Genomic DNA, 21541 nt, shown 5'->3' on the forward strand with positions numbered 1-21541 from the left:
TCCCCACCGGGAGGACCCCCCTATGCGCTCGCACCTGCTCAATGACCTGACCACGGAGGGCTACCGCCGCTCCGTGACCGAAGGGGTAGAGCGGGTGGCCACCCAACTCGCCGCCACCGAACGCCCGTTCACCGGCACCACGGTCGAGGCCCTCGCCACTCGCCTGGACCGGGTCGACCTGGACCGCCCGCTGGGCGAGATCACCGCGGCGCTGGACGAGTTGGAGGAGGTCTACCTCCGTGACGCCGTCTACTTCCACCACCCGCGCTACCTCGCCCACCTCAACTGCCCCGTGGTGATCCCGGCGTTGGTGGGCGAGGCGGTCCTGACCGCCGTCAACTCCTCACTCGACACCTGGGACCAGTCGGCGGGCGGCACGCTCATCGAACGCCGGATCGTCGACTGGACCACCGAGCGCATCGGCTTCGGGCCCGGCGCCGACGGCGTGTTCACCAGCGGCGGCAGCCAGTCCAACCTCCAGGCGCTGCTGCTGGCCCGCGAGGAGGCGCTCCCCGACGGGGCGGACCCGGCGAGCCTCGCCCGGCTGCGGATCTTCGCCTCCGAGGCGAGCCACTTCAGCGTCCGCAAGTCGGCGAAGCTGCTGGGGCTGAGCCCGGACGCGGTGGTCACGATCCCCGTCGACAGCGACCACCGCCTCCAAACCGTCGCCCTGGCCCACGAGTTGGAGCGCTGCACCCGGGACGGGCTGGTGCCGATGGCCGTCGTGGCCACCGCCGGTACCACCGACTTCGGATCGATCGACCCGCTGCCGGAGATCGCCGAACTGTGCGCCCGCCACGGCACCTGGCTGCACGTGGACGCGGCGTACGGCTGCGGGCTGCTCGTCTCCACCCGCCGCCGCGACCTCCTCGCCGGTATCGAACGCGCCGACTCGGTCACCGTCGACTTCCACAAGTCCTTCTTCCAGCCGGTGAGTTCCTCCGCCGTGCTGGTCCGGGACGGCGCCACCCTGCGCCATGCGACCTACCACGCGGACTACCTCAACCCGCGCCGCGCGCACCGCGAGGGCATCCCCAACCAGGTCGACAAGTCCCTCCAGACCACCCGGCGGTTCGACGCCCTCAAGCTGTGGCTGACCTTGCGCACGATGGGCGCCGACGGCATCGGGGCGCTCTTCGACGAGGTCTGCGACCTGGCGGAGCAGGGCTGGCGGCTGCTGGCCGACGACCCGCGCTTCGAGGTGGTCGTGGAGCCGCGGCTGTCCACGCTGGTCTTCCGTTACCTCCCGCCGGTCGTCACCGACCCGGCGGAGATCGACCGCGCCAACCTGGCCGCCCGCAGTGCCCTGTTCGCCTCCGGTGACGCCGTGGTCGCGGGCACCAAGGTCCTCGGCCGCCACTACCTGAAGTTCACCCTGCTCAACCCCGAGACGACGGTGGACGACATCGCCGCCGTGCTCGATCTGATCGCCGCTCACGCCGAGCAGTACCTGGGAGAGTCTCTTGACCGCGCTTCCTGACACCCCTGGCAAGATCTACGACTTCGTGGGGATCGGGCTCGGCCCGTTCAACCTCGGACTCGCCTGTCTCACCGAGCCGATCGCCGAACTCGACGGTGTCTTCCTGGAGTCGAAGCCGTCCTTCTCCTGGCATGCCGGGATGTTCCTGGACGGCGCCCACCTCCAGACCCCGTTCCTGTCGGACCTGGTCACGCTGGCGGACCCGACGTCGCCGTACTCCTTCCTCGCCTATCTCAAGGAGCGGGGCCGGCTGTACTCGTTCTACATCCGGGAGAACTTCTACCCGCTGCGCGTCGAGTACGACGACTACTGCCGCTGGGCGGCCTCGAAGCTGAGCAACGTCCGCTTCGGCACGACGGTCACCGAGGTGACGTACGAGGACGAGCTGTACGTCGTACGGACTGCGGCAGGGGACGTCCACCGGGCCCGCCATCTGGTCCTCGGCACCGGCACCACACCCCATCTCCCGGAGGCCTGCCGTGAGTTGGACGGCGACGTCATCCACACCTCCCGCTATCTGGACCACAAGCACGCGCTCCAGGCCAAGGAGTCGATCACGCTGGTCGGCAGCGGCCAGTCCGCCGCCGAGATCTACCGCGATCTGCTCGGCGAGATCGACCTCCACGGCTACCGGTTGAACTGGGTGACCCGCTCCCCGCGCTTCTTCCCGCTGGAGTACACCAAGCTCACGCTGGAGATGACCTCTCCGGAGTACATCGACTACTTCCACGCGCTGCCCGAGCAGACCCGCTATCGCCTCACCGAGGAGCAGAAGGGCCTGTTCAAGGGCATCGACAGCGCCCTGATCGACGAGATCTTCGACCTGCTCTACCAGAAGAACCTCGACGGCCCCGTCCCCACCCGGCTGCTCACCAACTCGGCGCTCACCAGCGCCCGTCACGAGGACGGCGCCTTCACCCTCGGCTTCCACCAGGAGGAGCAGGGCAAGGACTTCGAGCTGCGCTCCCAGGCCCTCGTCCTCGCCACCGGCTACACCTTCGTCGAGCCGGAGTTCCTGAAGCCCGTCCGGGACCGGCTGCGCTACGACACCCACGGCAACTTCGACGTGGCCCGCAACTACGCCATCGATGTGACGGGCCGGGGCGTCTTCCTCCAGAACGGCGGCGTGCACACGCACAGCGTCACCAGCCCCGACCTGGGCATGGGCCCCTACCGCAACGCGTCCATCATCCGGGACCTGCTCGGCAGCGAGTACTACCCCGTCGAGAAGACCATCGCCTTCCAGGAGTTCGCCGTATGAGCACCGGAACCGCCGCCCTCGGCACCTTCACCTTCCGCCCGGTCGACCCCGTACGGGACGCCGCGCTGCTGCACCGCTGGGTCACCCACCCCAAGGCCGCGTTCTGGATGATGCAGGACGCCCGGCCGGAACACGTCGAGCGGGCCTACGGGGCGATAGCCGCCGACGAGCACCACCACGCGTTCCTCGGGCTGTGCGACGGCGTCCCCGCCTTCCTGATGGAGACGTACGACCCGGCGCACCGCGAACTGGTCGGCCTGTACGAGCCGGAGCCGGGCGACGTCGGGATGCACTTCCTCGTCGCACCGACCGACACACCCGTGCACGGCTTCACCCGGGCCGTGATCACCGCCGTGATGCGGCGTCTGTTCGCCGACCCGACGACCGCGCGGGTCGTCGTGGAGCCCGATGTGCGCAACACGGCCGTGCACGCGCTGAACGCGGCGGTCGGGTTCGTGCCCGAACGCGAGATCCAGAAGCCGGAGAAGACGGCGCTGCTCAGCTTCTGCACCCGCGAGCGGTTCGCGAAGGCGGTCGCCGCATGAGCCTCACCGACGCCGTCGCCCATCTGTCCCCCGAGCACTGGGAGCACGCGGACCGCCTCCTCGTCCGCAAGGCGCTCGCCGAGTTCGCCCACGAGCGGCTGATCACACCGCAGGCCGAGAACGCGGGTACGGATACGGGCACGGGCGCGTACGTCGTCCGCGGCGACGACGGGCTCACCCACTACCGGTTCACCGCCACCGTCCGCGCCCTCGACCACTGGGAGATCGACCTCGGCTCGATCACTCGCCACCGCGAGGACACTCAACTCCCCTTGTCCGCCCTGGACTTCTTCCTCGAGTTCCGGACGCAGCTCGGGCTGAGCGACGAGGTGCTCCCGGTGTATCTGGAGGAGATCTCCTCCACCCTCTCCAGCACCTGCTACAAGCTCACCAAGCCACCGGTCACCTCCGCCGAGCTGGCCCGGCGCGGGTTCCAGGACGTCGAGACCGGGATGACCGAGGGGCACCCGTGCTTCGTCGCCAACAACGGGCGCCTCGGCTTCGGCGTTCACGAGTACCTGTCGTACGCCCCGGAGACGGCGAGCCCGGTCCGGCTGGTGTGGCTGGCCGCGCACCGCTCACGGGCGGCGTTCACGGCGGGCACGGGGATCGCATACGAGTCGTTCATGCGCGCGGAGTTGGGGGCCGCCACCGTCGAGCGCTTCCACCGCCTGCTCACCGACCAGGGCCTGGACCCGGCCGACTACCTCCTCGTCCCGGTCCACCCCTGGCAGTGGTGGAACAAGCTCACGGTCACCTTCGCCGCCGAGGTCGCCCGCCGCCACCTCGTCTGCCTGGGCGAGAGCGACGACACGTATCTGGCGCAGCAGTCCATACGGACGTTCTTCAACTCCTCGCACCCCGAGCGGCATTACGTGAAGACGGCCCTCTCGGTCCTCAACATGGGGTTCATGCGCGGGCTCTCGGCCGCGTACATGGAGGCCACCCCGGCGATCAACGACTGGCTGGCCCAACTCATCGAGAACGACCCGGCGTTGAAGGCGACGGGCCTCACGATCCTCCGGGAGCAGGCCGCCGTGGGCTATCGCCATCTGGAGTACGAGGCCGCCACCGACCGCTCCTCCCCGTACCGCAAGATGCTCGCCGCGCTGTGGCGGGAGAGCCCGGTGGCCCGCCTCCAGGAGGGCGAGACGCTGGCGACGATGGCGTCCCTCGCCCATGTGGACCACGAGGGCGCGTCGTTCGCGGGCGCGCTGATCGCGCGGTCGGGTCTCGCGCCGGCCGAGTGGCTGCGCGGCTATCTGCGGGCCTATCTCACCCCGCTGCTGCACAGCTTCTACGCCTACGGCCTGGCCTTCATGCCGCACGGCGAGAACGTGATCCTCGTCCTGAAGGACGGGGTGGTGCGGCGCGCGATCTTCAAGGACATCGCCGAGGAGATCGCGGTCATGGAAGCGGACACGGCGCTGCCGCCCGAGGTCGAGCGGATCCGGGTGGAGGTCCCGGAAGAACAGAAGCTGCTGTCCCTGTTCACAGACGTCTTCGACTGCTTCTTCCGCTTCGTCGCCGCGCATCTCGCCGCCGAAGGCACCCTGGCGGAAGAGGACTTCTGGCGCACGGTCGCCGAGGTCGCCCATGAGTACCAGGACGCGCACCCCCACCTGGCCGACCGGTTCCGGACGTACGACCTGTTCGCGCCCGAGTTCGCCCTGTCCTGCCTCAACCGGCTCCAACTGCGCGACAACCGGCAGATGGTGGACCTGGCCGACCCGTCCGGTGCGCTGCAACTCGTGGGGACGCTGCGCAACCCGATCGCGGGACGGTAGCCGCCCCAGCCGCCACAAGAACGGGCGGGCGCCCCGGTGTACGGTCCACCGGGGCGCCCGCCGCGCGGATGGAACAATCACTCCCATGGCGGAAATCATCCAGAAGGACGGCACATGGACCTTCGACGGAGAGTCACTGCGGCTGACTCCCGGACGGGACAAGAGCGTTGGACTGCTACGGGCCACGCTGGGTGAACTCACCGTCCCGCTCGCCGCGTTGGCGGGTATATCGCTCGAACAGGGCAGGAAGAACGGGCGGCTCAGGCTGCGGCTGCGCGACGGCGCCGACCCGCTGATCCAGGTGACTCACGGCGGGCTCTCCGACAGCGACGACCCGTACCGGCTGACGGTCGAGTCCGACCGCTTCGGCGTCGCCGAGTACCTGGTGGAGGAGGTCCGTACCGCGCTCCTGCTGAACCAGGTGCCCTCCGACCCGGTCGACGCCTATCTGCTGCCCGGTCCCGCGGTGCCGCTCTCGGTGTCCGCCGGGGACGGCACGGTGAGCTTCGACGGCGAGAACGTACGCCTGACCTGGGGCTGGAAGACGGACGACGCGAAGGCGGCGTCGGGCGCCCGCACGCTGCCCGTGGCCGACATCACCGCCGTCCGGTGGCAGCCGTCGGTGGGTCTGGAGCACGGCTTCCTGCGCTTCACCGTGCGTGGCATGGAGACCGAGGCACCGGCCAAGTACGACCCGCACGCGGTGGAGTTGTGGGGCTTCAAGAAGGACCCGCTGATGGCGCTCGTCGCGGCGGCCGTGCAGGCCCGGCTGCCGCACCCGTCGGCGCCCGCGGCCCCCGCGCCGCCGCCGGTCCTGGAGCCCGCGGCGCCGACGCCGGAGCGCGGGGCCGCGGAGAGCGATCACGACGCCCTGCTGCGTCGGCTGCGCGAACTGGGCGAGCTGCACCAGGCGGGCGTGCTGACGGAGGAGGAGTTCACGGTGGCCAAGCAGGCGGTCCTCAAGCGCATGTGAGGAAGCGCAGGTGAGAACCGCCCGCCGCCGCGCCCCGTACCGGGCGCGGCGGTCATGGCCCGACTCGGCCCCGCCCGGCCCTACTTCGCGCGGCGCGCGATCGTGAAGTGGTCGACCTGCTCACCGGTCTCGGCGATCCCGCGGACGTTCAGCGTGGCGTGCCGCCCCTTGGCTGCGGGCGCGACGTCGACGCGCAGGAACGAGTAGTCGAGGTAGCGCACCCGCGACCAGGTGACGGCCTCGTTCTGCCGCTCGCCGTCCTTCAGGCAGACGAAGGAGTCCACGGACTCCAGGTCCTTCTCGTGGCCCTCGTAGGACTGGTCGGCGCTGAAGGTGTAGAGGCTCTTGCCGGCCGCGCCCGCCGTGACGTAGACGATGCCGTCGGTCTCGGAGTAGGCGGTGCCGCCGATCGGCAGCTTCTTGGTGACCTTGTCGCCCTTGATGACGTCGGTGCGCTCGTAGACGTGGTTGTGGCCGTTGATCACCAGGTCCACGGTGTACTTCTCGAACAGCGGCACCCACTCCTTGCGGACCCCGCCTTCCGAGGCGTGCGCGGTGGAGGTGCAGTAGGCGCAGTGGTGGAAGAACACGACGACGAAGTCGATCTTCCGGTCGGCCCGGAACTTCTTGAGCTGCGCCTCCAGCCACCTGGTCTGGGTGCCGCCGGACAGGCCGAGGTTGGCCGGGATCTCGAAGGAGACGTCGTTGGCGTCGAGCGAGATGAACGCCGCGTTGCCGTGCACGAAGGAGTAGACGCCCGGCAGGTTCGTCCGGTCGGGGCCGTTCTCCGGGAGCTGCCAGCGGGCCTGCTCGCCGCCGTAGCCGTGGGGCGCGTACCAGGCCTCCATGTCGTGGTTGCCGTACGACACCATCCACGGCACCTGCTTGGCGACCGACTCGGTCTGGTGCAGGAACTGGTCCCAGACACGCGAGTCGAAGCCGGTGTCGGAGGTCTTGCCCTGGCCCGCCGGGTCGCCGTAGGCGATGTCTCCGGCGTGCAGATGGAAGGCCGGGTTCTGGGCGAGGATCAGGCTGTCGTTGGCGAGGCCGTGGTAGCTGACGCCCTGGTCGCCGAAGGCCGTGAAGGTGAACGGCTCGGCGCGGTCGGGGGCGGTGGTGAACGTGCCGAGGGTGCCGAGCAGATGCGGGGCGGCCGGGTCGAAGCCCTCGTGGCCGACGCCGTAGTAGTAGGTGCGGCCGGGGCGCAGGTGGGTGAGGCGGGCGTGCAGGTAGTACTGCGTGTGGTCGCCGCTCGCGCCGACACCGGCCGGGGTGTGCAGGGTGCGGACCTCGGCCTCGATCTTGCGTGAGAGGTCCCAGGGGTGGGCGCCGATCCGGATGAAGGGCTTCCGGACCGCGACGGGGACCTGCCAGGAGATCGTCATCTGGGTGCGCGGGTCGTCGCCGTACGCGAGGTGGCGGCCGAAGGGGGCGACGAGGGCGCCGTCGACCTTGGGCGCCGAAGGGGCCGCGCCGCGGGCCGGGGTCGCGGCCTGAGCGGTGGCACCGGGGACGAACGCGCCGCCCACGACGGCGCCGAGCGAGACGGCCCCGCCTCTGATCATCGTGCGTCGCGAGAACTTCGAGCGCAGGTATTCGTGCTGCTCCGCCATGCTCATCCGGGCGGCGAGCTGCTGCGGTACTCCCATGCGAGGTGTGTCCATGGCGCCCGAAGTTCTCCCACCCGGGCGACGTGGCGCAAGACACAGCATGGACGGCCGGCGAACAAGAACCCATAAGAGTTACAACGGCGATCTGCCCGAAATCGGGCAGGCTCCTTGCGTTACCGTCGCCGGTCCCCGAGGATCTACCGCGTGCACGACGAACTTGTTGATCATTTGACGCGGTCCACGACCCTCAGCCGGGGCGAGGCGCTGCGGGTGGTCCAGGACGTGCTCGCCTTCTTTGACGAGACGACCGAGGAGTTCGTCCGCCGACGCCATCGCGAACTCCAGGCCCGGGGCCTGGTGAACGCGACGATCTTCGAGCGGATCGAGGCGGACCTGAAGTACCGCGCGGTCGCACCGCCCGAGCTCACGCTCCGGCAACTGCGGCGCATCGTCTACGGCTGAGACGCGCAGCGGACACCTCACGCTCATGAGTACACAAGGGATATAGGGAAACATATGTGCGGAATCGTCGGATACATCGGTAAGCGCGATGTGGCACCGCTGCTGCTCGAGGGCCTGCAGCGGCTGGAGTACCGCGGCTACGACTCCGCGGGCATCGTGGTGACCTCCCCGAAGACGGCCGGTCTGAAGATGGTCAAGGCCAAGGGCCGGGTCCGCGACCTGGAGGCCAAGGTCCCGGCGCGCTTCAAGGGCACCACCGGTATCGCGCACACCCGTTGGGCCACCCACGGCGCCCCGTCCGACGTGAACGCCCACCCGCACATGTCGGCCGACCAGAAGGTCGCCGTGGTGCACAACGGCATCATCGACAACGCCGCCGACCTCCGTAAGAAGCTGGAGGCGGACGGCGTCGAGTTCCTCTCCGAGACCGACACCGAGGTCCTCACCCACCTGATCGCCCGCTCCGAGGCGGAGACGCTGGAGGAGAAGGTCCGCCAGGCGCTGCGGGTCATCGAGGGCACGTACGGCATCGCCGTGATGCACGCCGACTTCGCGGACCGGATCGTGGTGGCCCGCAACGGCTCCCCGGTCGTCCTCGGCATCGGCGAGAAGGAGATGTTCGTCGCCTCCGACGTCGCCGCGCTGGTCACCCACACCCGTCAGATAGTCACCCTGGACGACGGCGAGATGGCCACACTCAAGGCCGACGACTTCCGCACCTACACCACCGAGGGCACCCGGACGACGGCCGAGCCGACCACCGTGGAGTGGGAGGCCGAGTCGTACGACATGGGCGGCCACGACACGTACATGCACAAGGAGATCCACGAGCAGGCCGACGCCGTGGACCGCGTGCTGCGCGGCCGGATCGACGACCGGTTCTCCACCGTGCACCTCGGCGGCCTGAACCTCGACGCCCGTGAGGCGCGCGCGGTGCGCCGGGTGAAGATCCTCGGCTGCGGCACCTCGTACCACGCGGGCATGATCGGCGCCCAGATGATCGAGGAGCTGGCCCGCATCCCCGCCGACGCCGAACCGGCCTCGGAGTTCCGCTACCGCAACGCGGTGGTCGACCCGGACACGCTGTACGTCGCGGTCTCGCAGTCCGGTGAGACGTACGACGTGCTGGCCGCCGTCCAGGAGCTGAAGCGCAAGGGCGCGCGGGTGCTGGGCATCGTCAACGTCGTCGGCTCGGCAATCGCGCGTGAGGCGGACGGCGGGATGTACGTCCACGCCGGTCCCGAGGTGTGCGTGGTCTCCACGAAGTGCTTCACCAACACGACGGTCGCCTTCGCGCTGCTGGCCCTGCACCTGGGCCGCACCCGTGACCTGTCGGTGCGCGACGGCAAGCGGATCATCGAGGGCCTGCGGAAGCTGCCCGCGCAGATCTCCGAGGTCCTCAAGCAGGAGGAGGAGATCAAGGAGCTGGCGCAGCAGTTCGCGGACGCCCGCTCGATGCTCTTCATCGGACGCGTGCGCGGCTACCCGGTGGCCCGTGAGGCCTCCCTCAAGCTCAAGGAGGTCTCGTACATCCACGCCGAGGCCTACCCGGCGTCCGAGCTGAAGCACGGCCCGCTGGCCCTGATCGAGCCCGCCCTGCCGACGGTCGCGATCGTCCCGGACGACGACCTGCTGGAGAAGAACCGCGCGGCCCTGGAGGAGATCAAGGCCCGCAGCGGCAGGATCCTCGCGGTCGCCCACCAGGAGCAGGAGAAGGCCGACCACACGGTCCTCGTCCCGAAGAACGAGGACGAGCTGGACCCGATCCTGATGGGCATCCCGCTCCAACTCCTCGCCTACCACACGGCATTGGCCCTGGGCCGCGACATCGACAAGCCGCGCAACCTGGCTAAGTCGGTGACGGTGGAGTAGTCACTCCCCCGCCAATGCCTCCCGCAGGGTGTCCAGTTCGCCTGTCACAGAGCGTTCTTGGACACCCTGTTCTGGTTCGGGGCGGTGCTCTGCCAAGAGGAGGGCCAACGGCCCGGCGGGCAGAAGGAATCGCCCGCCATGAGCGGCCTCCAGGGCATCACCCATGGACCACCACATGAGCTCGAAGTCCGCTTCGGTCTCGGTGAGTTGCTGCGGACCGCAGGTCAACTCACGGGCCTCGAACAGATGGACGCGCGCCTGCGAGCCGAGGGTGATCGCGTACGACCCGAGAGACCGCCAGCGCTCGGCCGTGACCCCGGCCTCCTCACGAAGTTCGCGGCGGGCACAGTCAATCGGGGATTCCCCCGCCTCGAAGCGACCGCCGGGGAGGAAGAGGTACTCGCCCCCGTGATCGACGAAGTCGGCGCTCAGCAGGGCCACCAGGCCCTTCGCGTCGCGGGCGACGACCACGGAGGCGTCACGCACGGTCAGGGGATCACGATCACCGGGCGCTTCGCGCGCTTGGCCAGGCGGCCTGCTACCGAGCCGAAGATTCGGCCCACGACTCCGTGGGTGGAGCCGACGACGATCGCGTCCGCCTCGTACTCCCGGCCCACCTCCTCGAGTTCGTGGCAGATGTCGCCGCCGCGCTCGACGAGGATCCACGGGACTTCGGACAGATGGTCCGCGCAGGCCAGTTCGAGGCCGAGGACCTCCGTGCGGTGGTCGGGGACGTCGACGAAGACGGGGGGCTCGCAGCCCGCCCAGACCGTGGTGGGCAGTCGGTTGGCGACATGGACGATGATCAGGCCCGTACGCGAGCGACAGGCCATGCCGATCGCATACGCGAGGGCGCGTTCGCTCGAAGTGGAGCCGTCGAAGCCGACGACCACGCCGTGTTTGAAGGCGGGGTCGCAGGACGGGCGTGACTCTTCCGCCGCCAAGGGCTCGGCCGCCGTGGGATCGGCGACGGGGCGCTTGCGGTCCGCGGGATCGGAGAATTCGTGACCGGCCATGGGTGTCTCGGCGTTGTGATCCTCATGGGTGGGGGCAACGGTGTGCGGCGGAGCTGTGTCCGGGAATCATCTTCCCAACCCCATACCCCCAAGGGTACGGCGGCACGCATCCCCAGCCCAGATCCCGCGCACACCGCACAGGGGTTCCAGGGAGCATGCCCGAGGGTGACCCGTAACGCAATGCTCGTCCCCTCGTAGTGGTGGATTACGTCGTGTTCACCCTGGAATAGGACGAAACTTCGGGTATGGCCGCGACCGGGGAGGCAGGGAGTGACCGGCCCGCCAGAGGGCCCGTTGGATCCAGTGAACCGACGCCCCAGGGAGCACCCCGTGCCCGTATCCCGCACCGCATCCCGGCAACACCCCGTGCCGAACGCCACGGACGCCGTGGTTCGCTGGGCCGCCTTCAGTTGCGGCCTGGTCCCGGTGATCCTCGTCTGCTGCGGCATCTCGTTGCCCGCCGCGATCAGCGCCACGCTGGGGCTCGCGGCCGTCACCGGGACGTGCCGTCTGCTGCTGCTCCAGTCCGAACGGGGCGCGGCCCGGCTGAGAGCCGCGGAGCGCGCGGCGCGGTACCGCGGACGGCAGGGCGGCGCGGCGGCAAGAGCGCACGGGAGCGAAGGGTGTAACGAGAGAAGCACCCCGCGTACCTGACCGGTTTCCGCGCACGCCCCCGCCTCTTTTCAGCCAAGTTCTCACCCCCCTCCCTCCTTGGGTCGAACGGCCCCCCACCCCCCGTTCGACCTGCACTGAAAGGGTCCCGAAGGGCTCGCGCACCCTACGGGGATTGGCCACGGGGACGAGGCGCACTTCCCTGCGCGGCGCGCGAGTGCAACGCTTCGTGATCGAATGCTTCACGCCAAGTTGCCATGTCGACAATGTGCCGGATCGTGAACTGGCCACGCCGGCGCCACGGGACACAGTAGATTCGATCATGACTGTCTTACGGCGGGGAACTCGTGCAGGACCGAGGGGAAACGTGCAGGAGCGACACAACCGAGGAGCCGCGACCACCGAGGGGGGCTTAGCAGGATGAGCCACGACTCCACTGCCGCATCGGATGCCGCGGCCCGGAAGCTATCCGGGCGACGCCGCAAGGAGATCGTCGCGGTGCTGCTGTTCAGCGGCGGCCCCATCTTCGAGAGTTCCATACCGCTTTCGGTGTTCGGAATCGACCGCCAGGACGCGGGAGTTCCCCGCTACCGGCTGTTGGTCGCCGCAGGCGAGGAAGGCCCACTGCGGACCACAGGGGGCCTGGAACTGACCGCGCCGCACGGCCTGGAGGCGATCTCGCGGGCGGGCACGGTCGTCGTGCCGGCCTGGCGATCCATCACCTCGCCGCCGCCGGAGGAGGCGCTCGACGCCCTGCGCCGCGCGCACGACGAGGGGGCCCGCATAGTCGGGCTGTGCACGGGCGCCTTCGTCCTGGCCGCCGCCGGGCTGCTGGACGGACGCCCGGCCACCACGCACTGGATGTACGCGCCGACGCTGGCCAAGCGCTATCCGTCGGTACATGTCGATCCGCGCGAACTGTTCGTGGACGACGGCGATGTGCTCACCTCCGCGGGCACGGCGGCCGGAATCGACCTCTGCCTCCACATCGTGCGCACGGACCACGGCAACGAGGCGGCCGGTGCGCTCGCCCGCCGTCTGGTGGTCCCGCCGCGCCGCACCGGCGGCCAGGAGCGCTACCTCGACAGGTCTTTACCCGAGGAGATCGGCGCCGACCCGCTGGCCGAGGTCGTCGCCTGGGCCCTCGAGCATCTCCACGAGCAGTTCGACGTGGAGACGCTCGCCGCACGCGCGTACATGAGCCGGCGGACCTTCGACCGCCGCTTCCGCTCCCTCACCGGGAGCGCGCCGTTGCAGTGGCTGATCACCCAGCGGGTGCTCCAGGCGCAGCGGCTGCTCGAGACCTCCGAGTACTCGGTCGACGAGGTGGCCGGGCGCTGCGGCTTCCGCTCCCCGGTGGCGCTGCGCGGGCACTTCCGGCGCCAGCTCGGCTCGTCGCCCGCGGCCTACCGCGCCGCCTACCGGGCGCGCCGCCCGCAGGGGGAACGGCCGGTCGAGGCGGACGGCCCGGCCGGACCCGCGGCACCGCAGGTCGTACCGGAGGCCGCCCCGGTCCCCGCGCAGTCCCGCCGCACGGCGGCGGCGAGCGCGCTCGGCCCGACGGCGTCCATGTCCACGGAACACCCGGGCAAGGGTGTGCCGGAGCTGTACTCGACGGGCCGCCCGAGCCTGCCCGGCCAGCGCAGCGCGCCGTAGCCGCGGGCGTCAGGCGTAGGCGTCAGGCGAGCGAGAACGCGAGCGCGGGCGGGATCCACGATGTGGTGCGGACCACGGATCCCGCCCTTTCGGCATGCCGTCCGCGATGTTCCCCACATGCAGGGCAGGTCCGCCCGGACCCCTTGGGCCATAAGGTGGGACACATGAACGATCGCATGGTGTGGATCGACTGCGAGATGACCGGACTCTCGCTGTCCGACGACGCGCTCATCGAGGTGGCCGCGCTGGTCACCGACTCCGAGCTGAACGTACTCGGCGAGGGGGTGGACATCGTGATCCGCCCGCCGGACGCCGCGCTGGAGACGATGCCGGAGGTGGTGCGCCAGATGCACACCGCCTCGGGGCTGCTCGAGGAGCTGGCGACGGGCACGACGCTCGCCGACGCCGAGGAGCAGGTCCTCTCCTACGTACGGGAGCACGTCAAGGAGCCGGGCAAGGCCCCGCTGTGCGGCAACTCCGTCGGTACGGACCGCGGCTTCCTGAGCCGCGACATGCCGACGCTGGAGGACTACCTCCACTACCGGATCGTGGACGTCAGCTCCATCAAGGAGCTGGCCCGCCGCTGGTATCCGCGGGCGTACTTCAACAGCCCCGAGAAGAACGGCAACCACCGGGCGCTGGCCGACATCCGCGAGTCGATCGCGGAGTTGCGCTACTACCGGGAGGCGATCTTCGTACCCCAGCCGGGCCCCGACTCGGAGACGGCCCGCGCGATCGCGGCCAAGCACGTCCTGCCCGCGCACTGACGTCCCGCACAGGGTCCGGACCGGCCGCGGAGAAACGCGTGCGCGAGCACCCCTTCGGACCCTGTACACTTTTTCTCGGCCGGTACGGGAAACCGAAGAACGCCGGTCATGGTGGGTGTAGCTCAGATGGTAGAGCACCTGGTTGTGGTCCAGGATGTCGCGGGTTCGAGTCCCGTCACTCACCCTGAGTAGTCAGCCGGTGACCCGAGCAGTACGGGTCACCGGCTGACTGCGTTTCGGGGACGTCAGGGCTTGCGGCCGAGTCCGCCGTGCTCGCCGAGCAGCGCCGGTTCCCCGGCACCGTCCTCCGGCCGCCATAGCGGCAGGGTCACGACGCCCGGCTCCACCAGTTCCAGGCCGTCGAAGAAGCCCGTGATCTGCTCGACCGTACGCAGGATGTACGGGATCGCGCCGCTCTTGTTGTACGCCTCCTGGGCCCGCTCGTACTCCGGGTCGATGCCGAGGGAGCCGTCGTTCACGGACAGATAGCTGCCGGAGGGCAGGCCTTCCATCAGCCGACGGACGATGGAGCACGCCTCGTCGTAGTCGCCGACATGGCCGAGGATGCCACTGAAGATCAGCGCCGTGGGCCGGGTCAGGTCGAGCGTCTCGGCGGCACGCGCGAGGATGCGCTCCGGGTCGTACAGATCGGCGTCCACGTACGCGGTCGCACCCTCGGGGGTGGAGGTGAGCAGGGCGCGCGCGTGGGCGAGGACCAGCGGGTCGTTGTCGACGTAGACGATCCGGGAGTCCGGGGCGACGCTCTGGGCGACCTCATGGGTGTTGTCCACCGTCGGCAGACCCGTCCCCACGTCCAGGAACTGCCGGATGCCCGCCTCCCCGGCCAGATAGCGGATGCTGCGCCCGAGGAAGGCACGGCTGCCGCGCGCGACGTCGACGATGCCGGGGAAGACGGCGGCGTAGGCGTCACCGGCCTCTTCGTCGACCGGGTAGTTGTCCTTGCCGCCCAGCCAGTAGTTCCAGACCCGCGCCGAATGCGGCATCGACGTGTCGATCGTGCGGCTCACCACCGGTCCGGACATGGGCGTGTGGTCGGTCATGGGCGAACTCTCCTCAGCCGAGCGAATAGATCTCGGAGTCAACCTAGATCCAACTCGCCCTGTTCGCACGGCAGTTCGCACATCCGTCCCGCGTGTCCTCGGCCCGTACGACCCGCGTGGTTCAGGACGACGCCCGCACCATCAGCTCCGTGCGCAGCACCACCTGGCGGCGGTCCAGGCCCCGCGAGGCCGCCGGGCGGTGGTCCGCTATCTCCTCGAGCAGCAGGTCGATCATCGCCCGGCCCATCTCCTCGATGGGCTGGCGCACGCTCGTCAGGGGCGGGTCCATGTGCCGGGCGATCACCGAGTCGTCGTACCCGACCAGCGCCACGTCGTCGGGTATCCGACGGCCCGCCGCGCGCAGCGCCTGGCGCGCGCCCGCCGCCATCACGTCCGACTCGGCGAACACCGCGTCCACCTCCGGACGGAGGTCCAGCAGACGGTCCATCGCCCGGCGACCGCCCTCCTCCGTGAAGTCACCGGGGACGATCAGGGCATCGTCCACCTCGCGGCCCGCGTCGCGCAGGGCGGCCCGGTAGCCGTCGATGCGCCGCTGGGCGCCATAGACGTCGAAGGGGCCCGTGATCGTGGCGATACAGCGGCGGCCCCGGGCGATCAGATGCTCGACCGCCGAGCGTCCGCCGCCGTGGTTGTCCGAGTCCACCGACGGCAGCGTCTCCCGCTCCGAGCGGGGGCCGCTGATCACGGTGGGGATGTCCAGTTGGGCCAGGAGGTCCGGCAGCGGGTCAGCCGCGTGGACCGAGACCAGCAGGACGCCGTCCACCCGATGCGCCGCCAGATACTGCGCCAGCCTGCGCCGTTCACGGTCGCCGCCCGCGAAGATCAGCAGGAGCTGCATCTCCGTCTCGGCCAGCTCCGCGCCCACGCCGCGCAGCATCTCCGAGAAGTACGGCTCGGCGAAGAAGCGGGTCTCGGGCTCGGGGACGACGAGGGCGATCGCGTCCGTACGGTTGGCGGCCAGCGCCCGCGCCGCCGTGTTCGGGACGTACCCCAGCTCCGCGACCGCCGCCTCGACGGCCGCGCGGGTCGCGTCGCTGACCCGGGGCGAACCGTTGATCACCCGGGAGACCGTGCCACGGCCCACACCCGCCAGCACGGCGACCTCTTCCAGGGTCGGCCGCCGGCCACTCCGGCCCCGCGTTCCGTGGCCTGCCATGGCCGCCTCCTGTCACCCCACACGCTCCGCCTGGCCTGGAATGTAACAGCAGCGTCGGGGCCGCCGCCCGGCCGGATCCGCGGGCGGGCCCGGACGACTTCCCGGCGTCGACGTCAACTCATGGGCGGCGAACGGCACTCGAGAGTTGGCTTTGCCAACGTTCCGGTAACTGAAGACAGTTCGCTTCGCTCGGTCCCTTGACACCCCCGCTCGGACCAACGACCCTTCAACACATCACTTATGGGAGCGCTCCCACAGCATCTGACACATACACATCCCGCACGTTCCCCGCCCGAGCCGCAGCGACAACTCACGGGCGCAGCACAGTAGTTGGCCGGGGGGTCGGTACGTCAGGGCAACAGGAGGACGACATGCGAGGTACTCGCTCGGCCCACAGAGCGTTGGCCTTCGCGGCGATCGCCGCACTGGGCGCCGGTCTGCTGACCGGCTGTGCCGACGACGGCGGCGGCAGCAGCGACGGCGACTCCGGCGGCGGCAAGGGGAAGACCACGATCAGCCTCGGCCTCTTCGGCACCTTCGGCTTCAAGGAGGCCGGACTCTACGCGGAGTACGAGAAGGCGCACCCCGACATCAAGATCACCCAGAACGTCACCGAGCGGAACGAGAACTACTACCCGGCGCTCGTCAACCACCTCACCACCGGCAGCGGCCTCCAGGACATCCAGGGTGTCGAGGTCGGCAACATCGCCGAGGTGGTCGACACCCAGGCGGCCAAGTTCGAGGACCTCTCCAAGGTCTCGGGCGTCAACAAGGGCGACTTCCTGGACTGGAAGTGGAAGCAGGCCACCACCAAGGACGGGCAGACGATCGGTCTCGGCACCGACGTGGGCCCGATGGCCATCTGCTACCGCAAGGACCTCTTCGAGAAGGCCGGTCTGCCCACCGACCGCGAGCAGCTCGGCAAGATGTGGGCCGGTGACTGGAGCAAGCTCGTCGACGTCGGTGAGACGTACCAGAAGAAGGCGCCGAAGGGCACCACCTTCATGGACTCCCCCGGCGGCATGCTGAACGCGATCCTCAGCAGCGAGAAGGAGAAGTTCTACGACGCCTCCGGTGAGGTCGTCTACAAGACGAACCCCGCGGTCAAGGCCGCGTTCGATCTGACCGCGAAGGCGGCCAAGGAGGGACTGGTCGCCTCCCAGACCCAGTTCCAGCCGACCTGGAACCAGACCATCGCCAACTCGAAGTTCGCCGCGGTGGCCTGCCCGCCGTGGATGCTCGGCACCATCAAGGGCAATTCGAGCGCGGACGCCAAGGGCAAGTGGGACGTGGCCCCCGCGCCCAAGTCCGGTAACTGGGGCGGCTCCTTCCTGGCCGTGCCGAAGGCCGGCAAGCATGTGAAGGAAGCCCAGGAGCTGGCCGCCTGGCTGACCGCGCCCGCGCAGCAGGCGAAGCTGTTCAGCGTCCAGGGCAGCTTCCCGAGCGCGCAGGCCTCGTACAACCTCCCCGAAGTCACCGGCGCGAAGAACGAGATGACCGGTGACGCCCCGATCGGCACGATCTTCGCCGAGGCCGCCAAGTCGAGCCCGGTCCAGTACAACGGCCCGAAGGACCAGATCATCCAGCAGGGCCTGACCGACAACGGCGTCTTCCTCGTGACCAAGGGCAAGTCGGCCGAGGACGCCTGGAAGACGGCCCTCAAGACCATCGACAACAACCTGGACAAGTGACCGGTATGTCCACCCGGCACGAGTCCGCCGCGCCCCCCGCGAAGGGGGGCGCGGCCCCGGGCCGCTCGCCCGGGACACCGACCGAGGCGGAGCTGCGGCGCCGCGCACGGCTCTCCCGCCGCTGGCGCCGGGACATGCGCTTCAGCCCGTACGCGTTCGTCTCGCCGTTCTTCCTGCTCTTCCTCGCCTTCGGGCTGTTCCCGTTGCTCTACACCGCGTGGGCCTCGCTGCACACGGTGGAGCTGACGGCGCCGACCGACATGGAGTGGGCGGGGCTGCGCAACTACACCCGGATCTTCGACGACGACTTCTTCTGGAACGCGGCGAAGAACACCCTGACCATCGGGATCATCTCGACCGTCCCGCAGTTGCTGATGGCGATGGGACTCGCCCATATCCTCAACTACAAGCTGCGCGGCTCGACCTTCTACCGCGTCGTGCTGCTCGCCCCGTACGCGACGTCGATCGCCGCGGCCTCGCTGGTGTTCGCCCTGCTCTTCGGGCGCGACTACGGGATGATCAACTGGGTGCTGCACTTCGTCGGGATCGACGCCGTCGACTGGCAGAACGACAAGTGGCCCTCCCAGCTCGCCGTCTCCTCGATCGTCATCTGGCGCTGGACGGGCTACAACGCGCTGATCTACCTGGCGGCGATGCAGGCCATCCCGCAGGATCTGTACGAGTCGGCGGCCCTGGACGGGGCCGGCCGCTGGCAGCAGTTCTTCCATGTCACGCTGCCGTCGCTGCGGCCGACGATCCTGTTCACCTGTGTCGTGTCGACCATCGGCGCGAGCCAACTCTTCGGCGAGCCACTGCTGTTCGACGCCAACAAGGGTGCGTCGGGTGGCGGCGAGCACCAGTTCCAGACGCTGGGGCTGTATCTGTACGAGCAGGGCTGGGTGAACCAGCACCTGGGCCGGGCCTCCGCGATCGCCTGGACGATGTTCCTGATCCTCATCGTGATCGGGATCGTCAACTACGTCATCTCGCGCCGGCTGCGCGCCAGTAGTGGGGAGAACCGGTCGTGACGAGGACCCTGACGAAGCCCGAGGACGCCCGGTCGCAGGGCGCGGCGCCACGGCCCAGGCGCATCGGCCGGTCCAAGGCGTCGCGGGCCGGTGGGCAGTTCCACGCCGGTCCGCTCGCGTACGTCGCGTTGGTGCTGTTCGCCTTCGGTTCGCTGTTCCCGCTGGTGTGGTCGGCGATCGCGGCCTCGCGCGACAACAACCGGCTGGCGCAGACGCCACCGCCCTTCTGGTTCGGCGCGAACCTGTTCCACAACATCAAGGTCGCCTGGTCGGACGCCAATCTGGGCGAGGCGTTCTTCAACACCACGGTGGTGGCGGGCATTTCGGCCGTGACCATCGTGTTCCTGTCGACGATCGCCGGGTTCGCCTTCGCCAAGCTGCGCTTCAGAGGCCGGGGCGCGCTGATGCTGATCGTCATCGGCACGATGATGGTGCCGCCCCAACTCAGCGTGATCCCGCTGTACATGATGGTCGCCAAGCTCGACTGGAGCGATCAGTTGCAGGCGGTGATCCTGCCCTCGCTGGTCAGCGCGTTCGGCGTGTTCTTCATACGGCAGTATCTGATCCAGGCGCTGCCGGACGAGATCATCGAGGCCGCCCGGGTGGACGGGGCGAGCAGTTGGCGCGTGGTGTGGCACGTGGTGTTCCCGGCGGCGCGGCCCGCGATGGCGGTCCTCGGCATGCTGATGTTCGTCCAGACCTGGAACGACTTCCTGTGGCCGTTCCTGGTGCTGACCCAGAACGGCAATCCGACCGTGCAGGTGGCGGTCGCGGGCCTGGGCCGCGGCTACACCCCCGACCAGTCCCTGATCATGGCGGGCGCGCTGCTCGGCACGCTGCCGCTGCTGCTGGTCTTCGCGATCTTCGGCAAGCAGATCGTGGGCGGCATCATGCAGGGCGCCGTCAAGGGCTGACGCCTTGACCCGATCCACGGGGCCTGGCGCCCTGACCCGATCCACGGGGCCTGGTGCCCGCCGGGGCGCTGGGTCCCGGCGCCCCGGCCCCGCCCCTCCCCTGTCCGGCCATCCGTCGGCTATCCACGACCACCCATGGGAGCGCTTCCATGTCTGACAACGTTACCCCGGTGACCTTTCCCCCCTCCTTCCTCTGGGGCACGGCGACCTCCGCGTACCAGATCGAGGGGGCGGTGCGGGAGGACGGCCGCACCCCGTCCATCTGGGACACCTTCAGCCATACGCCGGGCAAGACGGCGGACGGCGACACCGGTGACACCGCCGTCGACCACTACCACCGCTACCGCGAAGACGTCGCGCTGATGGCCGAGTTGGGCCTCACCGCGTACCGTCTTTCGGTCTCCTGGCCGCGGGTGCAGCCGATGGGCCGGGGCCCTGCGGTGCAGCGGGGCCTGGACTTCTACCGCCGCCTCGTGGACGAGCTGCTCGCGCACGGCATCAAGCCCGCGGTCACCCTCTACCACTGGGACCTGCCACAGGAGCTGGAGGACGCGGGCGGCTGGCCGCAGCGGGACACGGCGTACCGGTTCGCCGAGTACGCGCAGATGGTCGGCGAGGCGCTCGGCGACCGCGTGGAGCAGTGGATCACGCTGAACGAGCCGTGGTGCAGCGCGTTCCTCGGCTACGGCTCCGGGGTGCACGCGCCGGGCCGTACGGACGCGGTGTCCGCGCTGAGGGCGGCGCACCATCTGAACCTGGCCCATGGGCTCGGCACCACCGCGCTCAGGTCGGTGATGCCGGCCCGCAACACGGTCGCCGTGAGCCTCAACTCCTCGGTGGTACGCACCGTTTCGCAGGATCCCGCGGATCTCGCGGCGGCCCGGAAGATCGACGACCTCGCCAACGGCGTCTTCCACGGCCCGATCCTGCACGGCGCCTATCCGAAGACCCTGCTGGACGCGACGGCGCAGCTCACCGACTGGTCCTACGTCCAGTCCGGGGACCTGGAGGCGATCCATCAGCCGCTGGACGCGCTGGGCCTCAACTACTACCGCCCGGAACTGGTGTCGGCGGCCTCGGCGGCGGACAAGGACCGGCCGCGGGCGGACGGGCACGGGGCGAGCGTGTACTCGCCGTGGCCGGGGGCGGACGACGTGGCGTTCCACCAGACCCCGGGCGAGCAGACGGAGATGGGCTGGACCGTCGACCCGACCGGGCTGCACGAACTGCTCATGCGCTACAGCCAGGAGGCGCCGGGCCTGCCGCTGTACGTGACGGAGAACGGCGCGGCGTACGAGGACGTGCCGGGCCCGGACGGACAGGTGGACGACCCGGAGCGGATCGCGTATCTGCACGGCCATCTCGCCGCGATCCGGCGGGCGATCACGGACGGCGCGGATGTGCGCGGCTACTACCTCTGGTCCCTGATGGACAACTTCGAGTGGGCGTTCGGCTACGCGAAGCGGTTCGGCATCGTGCACGTGGACTACGCGACGCTGAAGCGGACCCCGAAGGCGAGCGCGCGGTGGTACGGGCGGGCGGCGCGGACGGGGGAGCTGCCGCCGCTGGAGGGCTAGGGTCTTTCGTTTGGATCAGGCCGGATCAGGGAGCGGGGTCTGGTGCCGTGCT

General features: G+C 69.6%; 19 protein-coding genes and 1 tRNA gene. 15 read left to right on the plus strand and 5 right to left on the minus strand.

Going from position 1 to position 21541, the window contains the following annotated elements; genetic code table 11:
* Positions 1-22: 22 nt before the first annotated feature.
* From ACZ60T_RS23020 to ACZ60T_RS23040, 5 genes are all read left to right on the plus strand, one after another.
* On the plus strand, positions 23-1480 hold the full coding sequence (locus ACZ60T_RS23020) for a pyridoxal phosphate-dependent decarboxylase family protein (RefSeq protein ID WP_469667556.1): 1458 nt from the start codon (positions 23-25) through the stop codon (positions 1478-1480).
* A complete protein-coding gene (locus tag ACZ60T_RS23025) occupies positions 1464-2741 on the plus strand; it encodes a lysine N(6)-hydroxylase/L-ornithine N(5)-oxygenase family protein (RefSeq protein WP_469667558.1) in 1278 nt (425 codons plus the stop codon). Before ACZ60T_RS23020 ends, ACZ60T_RS23025 begins: the two co-directional genes overlap by 17 nt.
* Positions 2738-3286, plus strand: coding sequence for a GNAT family N-acetyltransferase (locus ACZ60T_RS23030; RefSeq protein WP_365618780.1), 549 nt, complete (start codon positions 2738-2740; stop codon positions 3284-3286). Before ACZ60T_RS23025 ends, ACZ60T_RS23030 begins: the two co-directional genes overlap by 4 nt.
* On the plus strand, positions 3283-5073 hold the full coding sequence (locus ACZ60T_RS23035) for an IucA/IucC family protein (protein WP_469667559.1): 1791 nt from the start codon (positions 3283-3285) through the stop codon (positions 5071-5073). Before ACZ60T_RS23030 ends, ACZ60T_RS23035 begins: the two co-directional genes overlap by 4 nt.
* Positions 5074-5158: 85 nt before the next feature.
* On the plus strand, positions 5159-6046 hold the full coding sequence (locus tag ACZ60T_RS23040) for a DUF4429 domain-containing protein (RefSeq protein WP_469667560.1): 888 nt from the start codon (positions 5159-5161) through the stop codon (positions 6044-6046).
* Between the two features lie 80 nt (positions 6047-6126).
* On the opposite strand, the gene ACZ60T_RS23045 is transcribed toward ACZ60T_RS23040, so the two are convergent.
* Positions 6127-7695 carry a purple acid phosphatase family protein gene (locus ACZ60T_RS23045; protein WP_365618772.1) on the minus strand — a complete coding sequence of 523 codons (1569 nt, stop codon included), beginning with the start codon at positions 7693-7695 and terminating at the stop codon, positions 6127-6129.
* A 165-nt stretch (positions 7696-7860) separates the two neighbouring features.
* On the opposite strand from ACZ60T_RS23045, the gene ACZ60T_RS23050 reads away from it, so the two are divergent.
* Both ACZ60T_RS23050 and glmS read left to right on the plus strand, forming a co-directional pair.
* A complete protein-coding gene (locus ACZ60T_RS23050; RefSeq protein ID WP_252421405.1) occupies positions 7861-8118 on the plus strand; it encodes a hypothetical protein in 258 nt (85 codons plus the stop codon).
* Between the two features lie 54 nt (positions 8119-8172).
* Positions 8173-9990 carry a glutamine--fructose-6-phosphate transaminase (isomerizing) gene (glmS, locus tag ACZ60T_RS23055; RefSeq protein ID WP_469667562.1) on the plus strand — a complete coding sequence of 606 codons (1818 nt, stop codon included), beginning with the start codon at positions 8173-8175 and terminating at the stop codon, positions 9988-9990.
* On the opposite strand, the gene ACZ60T_RS23060 is transcribed toward glmS, so the two are convergent.
* Both ACZ60T_RS23060 and ACZ60T_RS23065 read right to left on the minus strand, forming a co-directional pair.
* Positions 9991-10476, minus strand: a complete 486-nt coding sequence (locus tag ACZ60T_RS23060; RefSeq protein ID WP_469667563.1) for an NUDIX domain-containing protein — start codon at positions 10474-10476, stop codon at positions 9991-9993.
* A gap of 2 nt (positions 10477-10478) precedes the next feature.
* A complete protein-coding gene (locus ACZ60T_RS23065) occupies positions 10479-11006 on the minus strand; it encodes a universal stress protein (protein WP_365618741.1) in 528 nt (175 codons plus the stop codon).
* A 330-nt stretch (positions 11007-11336) separates the two neighbouring features.
* Here ACZ60T_RS23065 and ACZ60T_RS23070 point away from each other — a divergent pair, with 330 nt between their 5' ends.
* From ACZ60T_RS23070 to ACZ60T_RS23085, 4 genes are all read left to right on the plus strand, one after another.
* Entirely contained in the window at positions 11337-11660 is a 324-nt protein-coding gene (locus ACZ60T_RS23070; RefSeq protein WP_469667565.1) for a hypothetical protein, read from the plus strand.
* Between the two features lie 378 nt (positions 11661-12038).
* Positions 12039-13274 (plus strand): helix-turn-helix domain-containing protein, encoded by a 1236-nt coding sequence (locus ACZ60T_RS23075; RefSeq protein WP_365618735.1) that lies wholly within the window; start codon positions 12039-12041, stop codon positions 13272-13274.
* A 164-nt stretch (positions 13275-13438) separates the two neighbouring features.
* Positions 13439-14041 carry an oligoribonuclease gene (orn, locus tag ACZ60T_RS23080; RefSeq protein WP_365618732.1) on the plus strand — a complete coding sequence of 201 codons (603 nt, stop codon included), beginning with the start codon at positions 13439-13441 and terminating at the stop codon, positions 14039-14041.
* Positions 14042-14152: 111 nt separating this feature from the next.
* Positions 14153-14225: transfer RNA gene (locus tag ACZ60T_RS23085), tRNA-His, on the plus strand.
* A gap of 61 nt (positions 14226-14286) precedes the next feature.
* Here the strand turns inward: ACZ60T_RS23085 and ACZ60T_RS23090 are convergent.
* Positions 14287-15102: an SAM-dependent methyltransferase gene (locus ACZ60T_RS23090; RefSeq protein ID WP_469667567.1), complete on the minus strand. Its 816-nt coding sequence runs from the start codon at positions 15100-15102 to the stop codon at positions 14287-14289.
* A 121-nt stretch (positions 15103-15223) separates the two neighbouring features.
* A complete protein-coding gene (locus ACZ60T_RS23095; protein ID WP_469667569.1) occupies positions 15224-16279 on the minus strand; it encodes a LacI family DNA-binding transcriptional regulator in 1056 nt (351 codons plus the stop codon).
* Between the two features lie 371 nt (positions 16280-16650).
* Here ACZ60T_RS23095 and ACZ60T_RS23100 point away from each other — a divergent pair, with 371 nt between their 5' ends.
* The 4 genes from ACZ60T_RS23100 to ACZ60T_RS23115 all read left to right on the plus strand — a co-directional run bounded on the left by ACZ60T_RS23100 (position 16651) and on the right by ACZ60T_RS23115 (position 21489).
* Entirely contained in the window at positions 16651-17970 is a 1320-nt protein-coding gene (locus ACZ60T_RS23100; RefSeq protein WP_469667571.1) for an ABC transporter substrate-binding protein, read from the plus strand.
* Between the two features lie 5 nt (positions 17971-17975).
* Positions 17976-18998: a carbohydrate ABC transporter permease gene (locus ACZ60T_RS23105; RefSeq protein ID WP_469667701.1), complete on the plus strand. Its 1023-nt coding sequence runs from the start codon at positions 17976-17978 to the stop codon at positions 18996-18998.
* Positions 18995-19912 (plus strand): carbohydrate ABC transporter permease, encoded by a 918-nt coding sequence (locus ACZ60T_RS23110; protein ID WP_469667573.1) that lies wholly within the window; start codon positions 18995-18997, stop codon positions 19910-19912. The genes ACZ60T_RS23105 and ACZ60T_RS23110 overlap by 4 nt, the downstream gene beginning before the upstream one ends.
* Positions 19913-20061: 149 nt before the next feature.
* The gene (locus ACZ60T_RS23115) at positions 20062-21489 is read left to right on the plus strand and encodes a GH1 family beta-glucosidase (protein ID WP_469667574.1); all 1428 of its coding nucleotides are present in this window, start codon (positions 20062-20064) and stop codon (positions 21487-21489) included.
* The last annotated feature ends 52 nt before the right edge of the window (positions 21490-21541 follow it).

Source organism: Streptomyces sp. NPDC104371, assembly GCF_055583785.1.